We start from the raw sequence: 13,280 nt of genomic DNA, 5'->3' as shown, positions 1-13,280 counted from the left end.
ACGGTGGTACAAGCTGGATGCTTAAAATGAACGATAAAAAACATCTCCTTGTTATAGACGATGACGCGGGAATCCTGACCAGCCTCGATATCTTATTGCGCATGCAAGGGTACGACGTGACCTTGGAAACACAAGCCAATCGCCTGCTTGCACATTTGTCCGCCAAGCCTATTGATCTGGTATTGATGGACATGAACTTTCAGAAAGACACCACGTCAGGCATGGAAGGGTTGCAGTTGCTGGCCGAGCTGAAGAAGTTCGATGATTGCTTGCCTGCTGTCGCGATGACGGGGTGGGGAAGCGTAGACATTGTCGTCAACGCCATGCGTGCGGGAGCTGCCGATTTTATTCAAAAGCCCTGGGATAATGAGCGTTTGCTGAGCATCGTTCAGCAGCAAATTACCCTGAGTCAGGCGCACCGCTCAGGCAATTGCCTGCGCGAAGAGAACAAACTGCTTAAACTGGCGCTCGAAGATGATATGGACAGCGAATGGGTTGTCCGCTCACCGGCGATGAAACGGCTGATCAGCCTGGTGGAAAAGGTCGCGGTGACCGATACCAGCATGCTGATCCTGGGCGAAAATGGCACCGGTAAAAGCCTGCTTGCGCGTTATATTCACCAGATTTCCTCGCGCTCCGAGCACAGTATTGTCGAAGTGAATATGGGGTGCATTAACGAGCAATTGTTTGAAAGTGAGATGTTTGGCCATGTAAAAGGGGCCTTTACCGATGCGCGGGAGAACCGTATCGGCCGATTTGAATTGGCAGATAAAGGGACGCTGTTCCTCGATGAAATCGGTAACTTGCCTCTGACACAGCAAGTGAAGCTATTACGGGTGCTGGAAGAGCGGCAGTTTGAGCGCGTCGGATCTTCGCGCACCCAGACCACTCAATGCCGGATCATCGCCGCCACCAATTCGGACTTGGAAAAGGCCGTGGTAGAGGGGCGATTCCGTCAGGATCTGTTGTACCGAATGAACCTGATTCAAATCCAGTTGCCGCCTCTGCGCGAACGGCTGGAAGATATTGAGCCGCTGACTGAGCGCTTCCTGAAACGTTTTGCGCGTAAGTACAACAAACCCCGGCCGATATTATTGCCTCAGGCACGCCAGGGGCTGCTTGATTATTCATGGCCTGGGAATATCCGAGAGCTTAGCCATCTGTTAGAACGCGCCGTGTTGCTGTGTCGCGCCAATGTGATTGATCTGGACGACCTCTGCTTGCCGTTTTCGGTGTCATCCCAGAGCGCAGTGTGTCCGGTCACTGACTTGTCGTCGGGATTGACGGACGCGTGCACTCTGGCCGAAGCCGAAGAAACCTTACTGTTACAGCGCCTGCGTCAATATGACGGCAATGCGGTCAAGGCTGCGGAATCGCTGGGGCTGAGCCGCAGTGCTTTTTATCGCAGGCTTGAAAAACTAAAAATTTGCCATGAGTAAATTTTTCCATTCATTTGAAATACGTCACCTGCTGCTGTGCAGTCTGTCGCCGGTAGGCGGAATTATTGCTTACCTGCTGCTTTGGCTTTTTCCGCAACAGTCCATTTACCTTAAATTCTTCACCCTGTTTATTCTGTGTGTGACGATGGTTTATTTTTGCTATCACTTTTTTCAGCAATTGATTTACAAAATAAACGTCATATCCAACTTGCTGGAAGCGGTGGAACAGGAAGATTTCAGCCTGCGTGGGGTGACCAATGGAGCGGGGGCCTTTGAGGGGGTCATTGAGCAAATCAATGATATTTCCAGTCAATTGTCGCGCCACCGCCAACAGCAGCGGGAGATGGATTTTCTGCTGCAAAAAGTGATCTCCAATATCACGGTTGCCATCTTTGCCCTGGACGGCAGCCATCGTCTGATCTGGTGTAACAGCGCAGCTTCCCGCATGTTGGGCACATCGCTGGAAAAGTTGATTGGCGATACGGCCAGTACCTGGCAGTTAGATAATCTTTTGCAGAATGCCAACACTGAGCATCCCGTCGTGTCCGATCATGAAGGGCGACCGGGTCGGTACAAAGTGACCAGTGACACCTACATGGTGGATGGTGTTCAGAACGTGCTGTTGTTTGTCAGTGACGTTGACGACATGTTGCGTCAGGAAGAGCAAAAAGCCTGGCAAGATTTATTGCGTGTGATAAGCCACGAAATCAACAACTCCCTCAGCCCCATCGCGTCCATCAGCCAAATGTTGCAACAGCATTACCGCCATCATTCTGAAAACCTGCCTGCCGGTTTTACCGAGGGCATCGATCTGATTAACCGGCGGGCACGCGAGCTTATCGCCTTTATCAGCAGTTATCGGCAACTGAGCAAACTGGCCCCGGCGCTGAAGGAACGGGTGGATTTGACTGCCCTGGTTGCCGAGCTGCCGCTGCTGTTCTCTCACCGTGTGATTACCCTGAGCGGGCCGCGTCCGCTGATGGCCAGTCTCGACCGGGTACAGATCCATCAGTTGTTGATCAATTTGATCAAAAATGCCGATGAGTCGATGGGCAGCAGCACTGACAGTATCGATATCGAGTGGGCTGAGGAGAAGGGGCGCTTACTGATCACCATCCTTGATCGGGGAGTAGGGCTGACTAATCCGAAAAATCTGTTCGTGCCTTTCTATACCACCAAACCCAATGGCACCGGCATCGGCCTTATTTTGTGCAGACAAATTGCTGAAAGCCACGGCGGCTACTTGTCCCTGGAAAATCGCCATGAGCAGACCGGTTGCAAAGTCACCATTAATTTACCGCTGCAATCCCCTGCCTGAGTTGATCGAAGGCCGGGGGGTTTGCCTCCTGCAGCACTTTAATGATGCGGTGCCGGGAATGACGGTTCGCCAACGGGCGCAACGTTGGTTGCATCAGGTGCTGGCGGCCTACTTGGCAATCCCGGTCGATCAATTGCATATCGCCAGAACCTATACCGGTAAACCTTGGCTCCCGGAGCACTCCTGGCTGCGCTTTAACTTGACCCACAGCGCTCATTCGGCCGCCATTGCCCTGTGTCGCGGATATGATGTCGGGGTTGATCTGGAAAAAGTCAGCGGAAAAGTTGCGGTAAAAAAAACCATCGCACAACGCTTTTTCCATCCAGATGAGCGACGCTGGCTGGCGCTTGACGAAGCCAACTATCTTCTTCGCTTTACGCAGGTCTGGAGTATGAAGGAAGCTTGGCTAAAGGCTCGTGGGACGGGGCTGACCCAATCGCTTGGCAGCTTTTGTGTCATCCCGCAGGCTGGCGTCAGCGGGGTGGCGCAGGTCGTGGTTGACCCCCCCGTCAGTAGTGGGCAGATTCATTATTGCCAGGTGCAAGGGGAGGGGGTTTTTTGTCTGGCTTACGGTGCGATCCTTGACTCGCAGTACCCATCAGTTCAATGGCAGCTCGGTTGCCATCAAACTGATGGTTGACCTGTTTACGAACAATCAGAGGTTGAAACTTCGCTGCCGAAAGAGCCCGTGGCGCCGGTATCGACTTGAGCGGATGGGCTGACAGACATCCGTGCTCCGGCAGATAGGCTGCCGTTGATCCGTGGAATATGGCACAGGGATGATTCCGCTCCCATGCTCATGCGGACATTCGCCACATCCGCTGTGAAGGCCAGCGGCTTTTTGTTAAAGCTGCCACCCATTGCCAGATCAAGAACCAGCTCACCCGTCTTACCCTCGATCTGGATGTCTGCGCCCATGCTGCCCGCAACCGCCAGTTTGGACTGATCAACGGCACACGCAGGTGCCACAATTTGTACCCCTGCTTTGCCTGTCAGCCCCGTCAGTGGCTCGCTGGTATACAGCGTGATATCCAGGGTATGGGAGACGAAGCGATCATTTGCCGCCGCGTCATTCACGAGCAATAACGCCTTATCGTTTGTCGTCACCTGAAGCTTATTCAGCGTATCCGCAGCGCCAGAGACCACCATTGAAGACGTTGCGGCGCATTTGATGGACAGGTTGATTCCCTGTCGGACTTCAACGCTGGTAAAGGCGGTCAGCGGAAACGTTTTTTCTGCGGCCAGCGCAGAGTAACTGGTCGTGCTGGCCAGCAGCGCAAGCATCAGCGTCATGTTATTCATGTTGTTCATATAACTTCCTTATTTCACAGTAATGTCGCCAGTGTGCGGAGTGTTGTTTCAACACTCTCCTGAGGCATGCCAAAGTCCACCAGCCCCGCCACTTCGTCGATGCCTTCACGTTTGAGCTGTTTCAGTTGCTCCAGGCACTCTGCGGCAGAGCCAAACAATCCGTAGTGGTTGAGGTATTTTTCTACTCCCCATTTAAGGGTGTAGGCCTGCTTTTTGTCAGTTTTCTCCTGTTCAAGCGCCGAAGGTTGACTGAGATTGTCAGACAGCTGCATAAAAGCGCGCAGGTAGCCAGTCAGGGCCGGTCGTAGACGTGGCAACAGCGATTCCCGATCTTCTCCGGCTTGGGTATGCATCATCAGGGTGATCTTTCCGCCCGCCGGATCCAGCCCGACGTTGTGGCGTGCAAGGCGATAGCTGGCGCAGTTTTCCCGCAGTTGTTCACGGGTTTGTGAAATCAGATGCGTCAGGACATTTAGACCCCGTTTTCCGGCCTCGCTGAATAACAAGGGATTGCTCCCCGTCGTGATCCATACCGGAATGGCGGCTTGATAGGGGGGAGGCCAGGTTTGCAACGTGAACGGTTCCGAATGTCCCGGTAGGGATAGTTCGTGGCGGGTAACGGATTCGCCGCGCCATAGCGCCTGAATCTGCTCCAACGAGGAGAAGAGCACCTCATGACGCTGACGGTAATGCTCCGCCTTGAGTACGAAATCATTACGTTGCCAGCCCGCGGAAAACGCTACGCCAACCCGGCCGTGAGAGAGGTTATCCACCAGCGCCCACTCTTCAGCGACACGCAGCGGATCATGCAGGGGCAGCACCACGCTGCCTGCGCGGATCGCGATACGTTGTGTAGTGGCGGCCAGCGCGGCGCTCACTACGGAGGGATTAGGAAACATCCCACCGAAGGTATGGAAGTGTCTTTCAGGTGTCCAGATAGCATGAAAGTTGAGCTCATCCGCCAGCCTGGCGGTGGTCAGCAGTTGTTCATACTTTTCTGCAAAACTTTCCCGGGCCACGTCCGAAAAGCAAAACACGCTGAGTTGCGGGATAGCATCTCCCGCCGAGTTAGGCGATATATTCATGCTGAGTGACCCTGCCTAGCGATTCGATGGTGAAACAGATAGGGCCTCTGGGCATGACATTCAGCCCACAAATCGGCGTGAGTGCGGCGGGGACGGTCGATGGCGCAAGGGAAAAATGACAATGACTGCACAGTGTTTCAATGGCCGTGGTGAGTTGGTCCAGTGCGAGCGCCATTCCTACGCAATTGCGTTTACCCACGCTAAAGGGGACAAAGTACTCCCGTGCAATCTTTCTACCCTCAAGAAAGCGCTCTGGTCTGAAGCTTAGGGGCTCGGGCCAGTAAGACGCATTGCGATGGACTAACCAGGGTGAAAACAGCACTTTGGTCCCTGCCGGAATCACGGCACCGTCGATCTCAAGCGGGCCCTCGGTTCCACGTTCGAAAAAGGCCGTAACCGGGGTAATACGCAGCGATTCCTTGACGATGGCGCAGGCTATGTCGCGCTTTGCATGCCGGGATTCTTCACGGACCCAGTCCTGGTAATGGGGGTGCTGTGACAAATGGATCAGACACCACAGCAGCGCAATCCCGGTGTTATCCACGCTTGCTGCCAGATTACCCAGCAACATACTGATCGCCCGCTCCCGTTCCTGCGGATGGGCATTGATATCCAGCGCCTGGCAAAAGCGTTGCAACATGTTGATGTTCCCAGCGCCACCGCCACCGCCAGTAATCAATGGCCCGATCATTGACTCAAGTTCCTCACGGAACGCGGCCAGGGACGGGTGTTGGCATAACGCGGCATAATCCTCAGTCGGCGCAGCGACAATCAGTTCCAGGTAGATTTTGCGGAAGTGGCTAATCAGGGTATTAAGCTGTGGAGGGCTAAGCGTGGGGCCGACGAATCCTTGCGCAACGCACATCAGGGCCCACTGCAGGCAGACTTCCTGCATTGAATCTTGCTTTGGGTCCTGGAGAGCGGCCACCAGCCACTGAGCGGAGAGTTGGGTCCCCTTTTTTAACAGCGTTGATTTGGGATTGACCATCGGCGCGGTCAACCTTCTGGCCAGGCGCCACTCTTCACCTTCCCTCGCTGTGATCAGCGATTGGCCCAACAGTATCCGCCTGACTGAGGCTGTATGTTCGAGTTCTTTGGGAAAGCTGCTTTCGTTCTCAAGAAAAAAACGGATATGTCGAGCGCCCGCCAGCAGCAGCATCGCATCATCTTCTTCGCCGATCCAGACCTTATCCCCGTGTTGGCGACAGGCATTTTCGGCAATTTTCAGGAGGCCTAGCTGCGCATACCTGGCTGCGGACGGCTTGACGAACGGAATATCATTGGGGTTACTGTGCATGGGCTGGCTCCAGTAAGGCATCTGAAGTAATTGCGGCGCAACCTACCCAGCCGCCCAGGCCCACCGAAAGCAGCAGGGCAGGGCGGCCGGTATCCTGAGGGGCATAGCTATCGAGCAGTAACAGAGGATCCGCGCAATAACAGTGCCCGCAATGGCTTATCAGGTCCGTGGCGACAGGTTGGAGGTGGTTGTCAGGATGGCGCAGCCAGGTTTGCCAGCTGAGGCGGTTGATGTTGTGAGGTAATAGCCAGGCACGCTTTCGCAGATCATCAGGGTAGGACGCCAAGGCCTGCGCTACCAGGTTGTCGTGGGACTGATAGAAGCGTTTGATGTCGGCGCGGCTGCCGTCCAGACCTTGCCAGAATCCGGGATGATAAAAGCATTGGATTCCCGACACCCTTCGCTGGCCGCCACCTGGCTTGAGCAGGGCGGCGACGAAGGCGTCGCCAATCAATGTACAGCCAGGGACATAGCGCTCGGCCAGATCAAAGTCGGCCAGCGTGTCGCCCGCCAGCAGCGCCACGCAGCGATGCTTGCCGCTTGCCAGCAACCGTTCGGCCAGACGCATTCCCCAGAATAAGGTGGCGCAGTTTTGTTGGTTGAGGGTAAGAAGTGGCGCATCCGCAGCGATAAAGTTTAACTGTTGTCGCAAAGACGGAAGATTGACACTTTGCCGCAAGGATTGAGCGGGTAAGCCCTGGATTAATATGACCGCATCAATCTTTTCGCCTTCAGTCAGGCTTTCACCCAATTGTTGCAGCAGGGTGTGAAAACATCCTTCGGCGCTTTCTTCACTCGCCAGTGTTGACGCCTCTCGAAGGCCGAAAAGTTGGCGAAATGTACGCGCTTCTGCCGGACTACCGCCGCGATGAGCAATGATCTGTTCGAGGGACAATCTGGCGGGTGGGATATAAGTTGCCAGAGACGCAATGTTCATCGTGGGCCTTCCGCTGCTGCGAGCCCGCACAGGCTGATCCCGTTATCATTTTCGCTGATCAGCAGGTAGTCACGTTCCGGTTTCCAGAGGGTGCGTAAGGCAACGAAAGGGGCTGCGCACAGCAAATGGGGGTTGACGGCAAACGAGTGAGCGCCGACATGCGCTTTCTCCAGTAGCCGGGCAGGGCCAATCAGGGTTAGACGCTCTTTGGCCAACCCCAGGTGCTCAACAGCGTGCGATAACCACTCATTGGACCACTGCGCCAGAGGCGCTCGTCTGAACCCCCGGTAGCGCAATCCGCGTTGCTGCTTATTCACCAGGCACACGCAGGCATTATTTTCCGGTTGCAGACCCGCCATCAGCGGCGAGAAGTACATCAGGTTTTTCTGCTCGGCAATCAGTAAAAGGCCGTCCTCGTCTTTACCTGCCAGGCAGTCATTGAGACCGTCCAACGCGAACAGACCTGCATCCGGCCCGCGGTCGCTGATGGCCAATGCCAGGCAGGCGGACAGCCCCATTTGATGGATGGCGGCATTCACGACCGAACTGCCCATGTGCAGGTCTGGCGTCCAATGCGCCATCAGCACCGTTTTCACCCGCTGAGGTTCGATGACCGCGGCTAACTGGGGCAACAGCAGGCCTACCATATCGCTGAAGGCGGCGCGCTCCTGACTGGTGATCCACGCCTGCACTTGCTCGTCCTGCGGGTTGAGCGTCTCACCGTTGGCCAGGAAGAAATGCTGCACATAAGACCGCCAGTGCGGGATATCGGCTTCCCACTCAGGCAGGGGCGCTTCGGTATGATGAAACGACTGGAATACGATATCGGCAGGATCAAGGCAGAGTGTCACAGGCTTATCCCTTTGGGTACGGGCGGGCGGAAGCTATTGAGCAGGTGGATATTGCTGGTGCCCTCCATGTACTCAAACGCAAAGCTGTCGCGATAGCGCTTGCGCAGTAATCGATCGTCCAGCCAGTCGTCGCGGTTCAGCCAATGTGGCAGATGGCACGCTGTTTCCTCGACCAGGCGGGTGGCATTGCGCTTGAGCTGACTGGTGAGGGCATGCTGATGCTGGCCGTTGCTGTAGCCCTCTGCCAGGGTGAGCATCTGCTGATAGATGGCAAGATATTTTCGCCACTGCCGGGCGACCCAGAGTCGCACCGCGGCCGGTAAGGGGCGTGTGTCCAGTGCCGTCAGCAGGCCAAATGTCGTGCCCAGTGCCATGGCCGCCACCATTGGCCGATGACGTTCGAATACCATGCTCAGGGAGTTGAGCCCCTGCAGTAATTCGCGGCGCTCATGCCCCAGAATATCTTCTTCCTTTACGCAAAGATCTTTAAACGTCAGGCGAGTTAATCCGGCGCCGGCCAAACCGACGGTGTCCAGCGAATCACGTTGCAAGGTCCCCTTGGCCTCATCAGGGAAGACCATCACCAGTCGCTGGCTTTGCTGATAACGCGCAAATACGATGCCTACGCTCGCCAGCATGGCTCCCCCAATCAGCAGTTTGGTGCCATTGAGCCGCCAGCCCTGTTCACTGTGCGTGAGCTCACTGGTGATAGCGCCAGCATCTGAACCTATCTCGGGTTCCGTGACGGCAAAGAATGTCCAGGCAGGGCGTTCAGCAAAGCAGGCAAAAAAACGTGCCTGCTGCTGTTCATTGCCCTGGGTCAGAATGGCGCGAGTACTGAGGGACGCACCCGGCAACAGCATCATGGCGCTGGCGTCCGTGCGGCTCAGGTACTCGATAATTTGCAGGTGCCGGGCATAGCTGACATTGGAAAATGCCGGTGTTTCCCAGGGATTGAACCGTGAGGGTATGCCGATACAGGCAATGCTCATCAACTCTGGGTGATCAAGACAGGCAGTCGCCTTATGTGGGTTATTTTCCGCGAGCTGTCCGGCAGCGAGAAGTCGCTCTGACAACGCGTAAAGTTGCGGATAGTAGCGGGTGATATCGCTCATAAGTGGTTGCGTTCGCGTAGAGGAATAACTAAGCGTTAACTTAATTCGGCCTCAAATCCGGGTATTGCTTCAGGTTGCAAAAGACGGGGATTTCATTGCCCGCGGGTAACTCAAGTAACAATGAGGAAAAGGTGGCACCCATTCCGACGCTGACTAACATCACGTTATCGCCGGGAGAAAGCTGTTGCCCACGGATGAGGGCGGCTAGGTTGAGGTAAGGATCCGCACCGAAGCAATGGCCGTAGCGGGGAACATTTTCCAGAAAAATCTTTGTGCGAGGGATAGCGAGTTCGTCGGCCAGTTTCTGCCAGGAGGAGAGATTGACATTATGCGGCGCTATCCAGTCCAGGGAATCCAGGGAGCAGTCGAAATGGTGCAGGGCGCTGCGCATGGCGTCGCTGATGAAAGCGAAATAGGCAGTGGCGAATGTTGACTCGCTGCTGGACTCATGACCCTTTTGTCGACTGAATTCGCCGGCCTGCTCGCTGTAGCGGGCGTTGACTTTACCGCTATCACCCGAGCGGCTGAGCAGCACGGCACAAGCGGCTTCGCCCATGATCGTGGTGTCATCAATCAGCTCTACCTTTGGATGGAAGGCTTTCTCGCCGACCAGCAGCAGGGCATATTCCCCTTCCTTGAGACGGCTGCATGCATATTCCACGGCAGACAACGAAGTCGCGCAGTGCCCCATCGTCAGGCTGCAGTAATGGGTGTCATCAGCGAACCCGGACTCGTCGAGCAGGGCTCTGCCTGTCTGGTGGAAAGGGCGGATGGAAGGCAGAGTATGCGCATGCACCACGTGCCGGATGCGGGCGATAAGGTCAGGATGAGCGGCGACAAATTGCTCCAGGAGCGGGCGCATCAGGTCGTCCAGCGAGCCGGGTTGGCGCGGGAAGCTCGCCAGCCCATAGAACCGTGAAAACATTCTGACATCAAGCGGTGTTAGCCCCAGGGAGGGGGCGACCTCGGCCAGTGACTTACGCTGTTCGGGAATGTATACGGTAATGGATTCAATATGCCCCAACATGGTTATGCCCTTTTTCATGGTCAGCGTTTATCGCACAGAGAAACCTGCCCAGCGCCTGTTGGGTGCGCTGATGCGAGAGGATGCCCAGGTGACCTGTGTCTTCAATCACATCCAGCTGGCTATCCGGCAATTGAGCATGGATTTGCTTGGCATCCGCACAGTTGATTCTCTGGTCCTGTTTTCCATGCAGGATGAGCACGCGCGCCGCACCGAATGTATAAGGGTGTGCGGCTTGCAGGGCGGCGGGCATGGGATAGCGGCTTTGGTAATAAGTACTGAGCAGTGGCAGGTAATGTCCGGCGACCTGATGGTGCAACAGGGAATGCTGCAACAGGCTGAACAATGAGGCCGGGGCTGAAAGCAAAGCCACCCGGTCGAGGGTAAAACCCAACCAGTGGGCCATCGCCGTGATGATCCCGGCTGCCGAATGAGCAACCACGGTATCAAACGGGCCGTATTTGGCCTGCATCGCCAGCAATAACGAGCACTGTCCGGGAAAATCGCAACTGGCAGGCGCGTGGGGATCATGGCCCAGCAGAAAGGGCATGTAGACCCGATATCCTCGGGCATGCAGTAACGTTTGCGCCACAGACAGCATCATCGGATGGCCACCCCAGCCGTGTAACAACAGAGCGCTTTTGGCCTTTGGATCGTGGTTTTCCTTTATCAGCACCCGGCTGCGGTAGGGGCCGCAGGTGACAACGTCGGTCGTCATGGTGGCCAGCTGTCGCGACTCGGCCGGACGCATCGGCAACACGGAAGGCTTTGCCAGGCGCTCAATCAGTGAAGCAAGCTGGGTATCCATTGCTCCCCCGATGGTTGTGCAGAAAAAATCAAATAGTGCAGCGTTGCTAGTTGAGGCGTGGGATCACAACTCAGGCGCTGCAGCGGGTCATACAGATAAAGCAGGCGTTGCCCGGGTTGAAGCAGCGTGCTTGCCAGCGAACCGGCCTGTTCTGGATCAAATTGTGCGTTGCACACGCCCCAGGTTTCGGTGAACCCAGGGCAGTGGGATAACAGGCTTTGCAGTAAAGGGGTGGCACCGCGCGCGGCCGGGTAAGGGGTGTCGTAAACCAGTTGTGTCGGATAAGGGCCACTGGCGACGCTACGACAAAGTTCCACAACGGCTCTGGCATGCAGGCGCTCGACACAATCGATTTGCGGCCAGTGGTGATACCAGCGGGCTTGGGCCAGTTGCTGCTGCGTGGCAATAAAATGCCGGCTGTCAGGAATAATGGTTTCACAGGTACTGACGATATTCAGTTGACCCTGCACCAGAGGGGCGGTGGTCATCGGCATTCCTGGCTGGCTTGTCGCGGTGAAAAACTCTGGCTCAGTCGGTGGATCTGTCGTGTTCCTTCGGTGTATTCAAAGGCTTTTACATCGCGAAATGCCTGCCATAATGCCGTCGGCATAGGCCATATGTCTGCCGGGAAAGCATGGATAAGCTGGCTGATAATCTCCTCGGCGAGGATCACGCAAGCGGTTTTCACCATGCCGGGACTTCTTCCTGGGGCCTTTTTCTCATCAATTTTCTGACAGACCGTCAAGGCCTCGCGGTAAGCCGCATGCCAGCGCCGGTTTAGTTGCAATAGCTGTTGTGACTGCGCCGGGGTGGGCATGACGCAGGCTTGCCACTCATGCAGTGCACGCCGCGCCGCACCCAGCGCCAGCGCACCAACACAGGGGCGCAGTGCATCGAATGTTGCGATCGCCGACTGCGCAAAACGTTGGGTAGGTTTTAAGTGCTGACCCAGCAAATCCCCTGTCGGGACAAACATGTTGTCGAACTGCATCTGCGCCAGGTTTATGCCATCAAGCCCGGTTAAGGCCAGGCTGTGGCGGGTGATGGCTGGGTTTTGCGGAGCAAACAAAAAAGCGTTAATTCCCAATGGCCCCGGCGCGGTACGCGCAAATAGCACACCGGTTTCGGCGATCATTCCGTTACCGATAAACATCTTGCGCCCTGAAATAAGGAACCCACCGTCAACCTGCGTCGCGGTGGTCTGCATGGCACTGGCATCGCTTCCCTGTGCAGGTTCGGTCATCGCAAAGCATGACCAGCACAATGCCTGTCGAAAATGGCCGAAAAAGGCATCCTGCTGTTGTTCGTTACCCAGTCCGGCAACGACATACGCTGCCATGCTCGGTCCGGGCGCACAGAACATCAGCGCCGGGGAGACGAAACCCACCTGCTCATAGAGTTCATAGCGCGCGGCCAGGCTGACCGCCGGAAGGCTTGACGACGCCTGATATCGCTGCGGCAAGCCGAGATGATTCAGCGTCGGGGCGAGCGACCACTGGCTCATGACCTGCCGCGTATCGCCGAGGTTGCGTAATTGGTCGGCAATCTGCTGGGCGTCTGCGCCCAACGGGCAGGATTGCCTGGCGAAAGCGTCATCGTAAAATTGACTCATAGCGGGCCCGTCATGATTTCGATAACCCCTGCATCAGGGTGATAGAGGTGGCTGGCGCGGTGGCTGCTATTAAAGGCGTTAAATGGGCGCGTCAACACGATCCAGCCCGCTGTCTTCATTATTTTGAATTGCTCGTCAAAATTATTTACTTCGAAGCAGATATGGTAGGGAAGCGACGACTTGCCGGATTTAACCAGTAACTCACGCAATGGCAGATTATTTTCCAGGGGTTCGACCAACTCTATTTGGCTGTCCCCGTCAGCCGTCGCCAGCAGGGTGATAAAAACTTTTTGTGCGGCAATGTATTCTTTATATCTGACGATAACCGGGAAAAACGGTTTAACGGCGACGGCAGTTGCATCACTGTCGGAAACCACATAACCGATATGATTAAAACGCATCGCGACGCCCTTTATCGTTGAAGAAACGTTTATGTCCGCCGTCTATCCGGCGCCAGTTCAAAGAATGGTGGGTATTTTCTCA

At 55.6% G+C, this 13,280-nt stretch carries 14 protein-coding genes; 3 read left to right on the top strand and 11 right to left on the bottom strand.

Going from position 1 to position 13,280, the window contains the following annotated elements:
* The first annotated feature begins 26 nt into the window (after positions 1 to 26).
* From NTD87_RS03835 to NTD87_RS03825, 3 genes are read left to right on the top strand one after another with little or no spacing between them, the layout of a single operon-like run.
* Positions 27 to 1,439, top strand: a complete 1,413-nt coding sequence (locus tag NTD87_RS03835; protein ID WP_262111999.1) for a sigma-54-dependent transcriptional regulator — start codon at positions 27 to 29, stop codon at positions 1,437 to 1,439.
* Positions 1,432 to 2,757, top strand: a complete 1,326-nt coding sequence (locus tag NTD87_RS03830; RefSeq protein ID WP_262111998.1) for a sensor histidine kinase — start codon at positions 1,432 to 1,434, stop codon at positions 2,755 to 2,757. Before NTD87_RS03835 ends, NTD87_RS03830 begins: the two co-directional genes overlap by 8 nt.
* The gene (locus tag NTD87_RS03825; RefSeq protein WP_262111996.1) at positions 2,702 to 3,397 is read left to right on the top strand and encodes a 4'-phosphopantetheinyl transferase family protein; all 696 of its coding nucleotides are present in this window, start codon (positions 2,702 to 2,704) and stop codon (positions 3,395 to 3,397) included. The genes NTD87_RS03830 and NTD87_RS03825 overlap by 56 nt, the downstream gene beginning before the upstream one ends.
* Before the next feature lie 5 nt (positions 3,398 to 3,402).
* Here the strand turns inward: NTD87_RS03825 and NTD87_RS03820 are convergent, their stop codons facing one another.
* Genes NTD87_RS03820 through NTD87_RS03770 form a run of 11 tightly spaced genes read right to left on the bottom strand, consistent with a single transcriptional unit; the run spans position 3,403 to position 13,198 of the window.
* Positions 3,403 to 4,068: a DUF2807 domain-containing protein gene (locus NTD87_RS03820; RefSeq protein ID WP_262111994.1), complete on the bottom strand. Its 666-nt coding sequence runs from the start codon at positions 4,066 to 4,068 to the stop codon at positions 3,403 to 3,405.
* Positions 4,069 to 4,082: 14 nt separating this feature from the next.
* On the bottom strand, positions 4,083 to 5,153 hold the full coding sequence (locus NTD87_RS03815) for a MupA/Atu3671 family FMN-dependent luciferase-like monooxygenase (RefSeq protein ID WP_262111993.1): 1,071 nt from the start codon (positions 5,151 to 5,153) through the stop codon (positions 4,083 to 4,085).
* Positions 5,137 to 6,450 (bottom strand): cytochrome P450, encoded by a 1,314-nt coding sequence (locus NTD87_RS03810; protein WP_262111991.1) that lies wholly within the window; start codon positions 6,448 to 6,450, stop codon positions 5,137 to 5,139. Before NTD87_RS03810 ends, NTD87_RS03815 begins: the two co-directional genes overlap by 17 nt.
* The gene (locus NTD87_RS03805; protein WP_262111990.1) at positions 6,440 to 7,387 is read right to left on the bottom strand and encodes a 3-oxoacyl-ACP synthase; all 948 of its coding nucleotides are present in this window, start codon (positions 7,385 to 7,387) and stop codon (positions 6,440 to 6,442) included. The genes NTD87_RS03810 and NTD87_RS03805 overlap by 11 nt, the downstream gene beginning before the upstream one ends.
* Positions 7,384 to 8,238 (bottom strand): hypothetical protein, encoded by an 855-nt coding sequence (locus NTD87_RS03800; protein ID WP_262111989.1) that lies wholly within the window; start codon positions 8,236 to 8,238, stop codon positions 7,384 to 7,386. Before NTD87_RS03800 ends, NTD87_RS03805 begins: the two co-directional genes overlap by 4 nt.
* A complete protein-coding gene (locus NTD87_RS03795) occupies positions 8,235 to 9,353 on the bottom strand; it encodes an acyl-CoA dehydrogenase family protein (protein WP_262111987.1) in 1,119 nt (372 codons plus the stop codon). The genes NTD87_RS03800 and NTD87_RS03795 overlap by 4 nt, the downstream gene beginning before the upstream one ends.
* Positions 9,354 to 9,393: 40 nt before the next feature.
* Positions 9,394 to 10,380 carry a 3-oxoacyl-[acyl-carrier-protein] synthase III C-terminal domain-containing protein gene (locus tag NTD87_RS03790; protein WP_262111986.1) on the bottom strand — a complete coding sequence of 329 codons (987 nt, stop codon included), beginning with the start codon at positions 10,378 to 10,380 and terminating at the stop codon, positions 9,394 to 9,396.
* Positions 10,364 to 11,185: an alpha/beta fold hydrolase gene (locus NTD87_RS03785; RefSeq protein ID WP_262111984.1), complete on the bottom strand. Its 822-nt coding sequence runs from the start codon at positions 11,183 to 11,185 to the stop codon at positions 10,364 to 10,366. Before NTD87_RS03785 ends, NTD87_RS03790 begins: the two co-directional genes overlap by 17 nt.
* Positions 11,161 to 11,679, bottom strand: a complete 519-nt coding sequence (locus tag NTD87_RS03780) for a hypothetical protein (RefSeq protein WP_262111982.1) — start codon at positions 11,677 to 11,679, stop codon at positions 11,161 to 11,163. The genes NTD87_RS03785 and NTD87_RS03780 overlap by 25 nt, the downstream gene beginning before the upstream one ends.
* Positions 11,670 to 12,797, bottom strand: a complete 1,128-nt coding sequence (locus NTD87_RS03775) for an acyl-CoA dehydrogenase family protein (RefSeq protein ID WP_262111980.1) — start codon at positions 12,795 to 12,797, stop codon at positions 11,670 to 11,672. The genes NTD87_RS03780 and NTD87_RS03775 overlap by 10 nt, the downstream gene beginning before the upstream one ends.
* Positions 12,794 to 13,198, bottom strand: a complete 405-nt coding sequence (locus NTD87_RS03770) for a VOC family protein (protein ID WP_262111979.1) — start codon at positions 13,196 to 13,198, stop codon at positions 12,794 to 12,796. The genes NTD87_RS03775 and NTD87_RS03770 overlap by 4 nt, the downstream gene beginning before the upstream one ends.
* Between the last annotated feature and the right edge of the window lie 82 nt (positions 13,199 to 13,280).

It is taken from the genome of Pseudomonas sp. 6D_7.1_Bac1 (assembly GCF_025465945.1).
Lineage (GTDB): Bacteria > Pseudomonadota > Gammaproteobacteria > Pseudomonadales > Pseudomonadaceae > Aquipseudomonas.
This window is presented reverse-complemented; position numbering and strand designations above follow the sequence as displayed.

Bases quoted from the DNA above. Each gene is read 5' to 3' on its own strand.
- NTD87_RS03835 (WP_262111999.1), top strand. From the start codon at position 27: ATGAACGATAAAAAACATCTCCTTGTTATAGACGATGACGCGGGAATC.
- NTD87_RS03830 (WP_262111998.1), top strand. From the start codon at position 1,432: ATGAGTAAATTTTTCCATTCATTTGAAATACGTCACCTGCTGCTGTGC.
- NTD87_RS03825 (WP_262111996.1), top strand. From the start codon at position 2,702: ATGAGCAGACCGGTTGCAAAGTCACCATTAATTTACCGCTGCAATCCC.
- NTD87_RS03820 (WP_262111994.1), bottom strand. From the start codon at position 4,068: ATGAACAACATGAATAACATGACGCTGATGCTTGCGCTGCTGGCCAGC.
- NTD87_RS03815 (WP_262111993.1), bottom strand. From the start codon at position 5,153: ATGAATATATCGCCTAACTCGGCGGGAGATGCTATCCCGCAACTCAGC.
- NTD87_RS03810 (WP_262111991.1), bottom strand. From the start codon at position 6,450: ATGCACAGTAACCCCAATGATATTCCGTTCGTCAAGCCGTCCGCAGCC.
- NTD87_RS03805 (WP_262111990.1), bottom strand. From the start codon at position 7,387: ATGAACATTGCGTCTCTGGCAACTTATATCCCACCCGCCAGATTGTCC.
- NTD87_RS03795 (WP_262111987.1), bottom strand. From the start codon at position 9,353: ATGAGCGATATCACCCGCTACTATCCGCAACTTTACGCGTTGTCAGAG.
- NTD87_RS03790 (WP_262111986.1), bottom strand. From the start codon at position 10,380: ATGTTGGGGCATATTGAATCCATTACCGTATACATTCCCGAACAGCGT.
- NTD87_RS03785 (WP_262111984.1), bottom strand. From the start codon at position 11,185: ATGGATACCCAGCTTGCTTCACTGATTGAGCGCCTGGCAAAGCCTTCC.
- NTD87_RS03780 (WP_262111982.1), bottom strand. From the start codon at position 11,679: ATGCCGATGACCACCGCCCCTCTGGTGCAGGGTCAACTGAATATCGTC.
- NTD87_RS03775 (WP_262111980.1), bottom strand. From the start codon at position 12,797: ATGAGTCAATTTTACGATGACGCTTTCGCCAGGCAATCCTGCCCGTTG.
- NTD87_RS03770 (WP_262111979.1), bottom strand. From the start codon at position 13,198: ATGCGTTTTAATCATATCGGTTATGTGGTTTCCGACAGTGATGCAACT.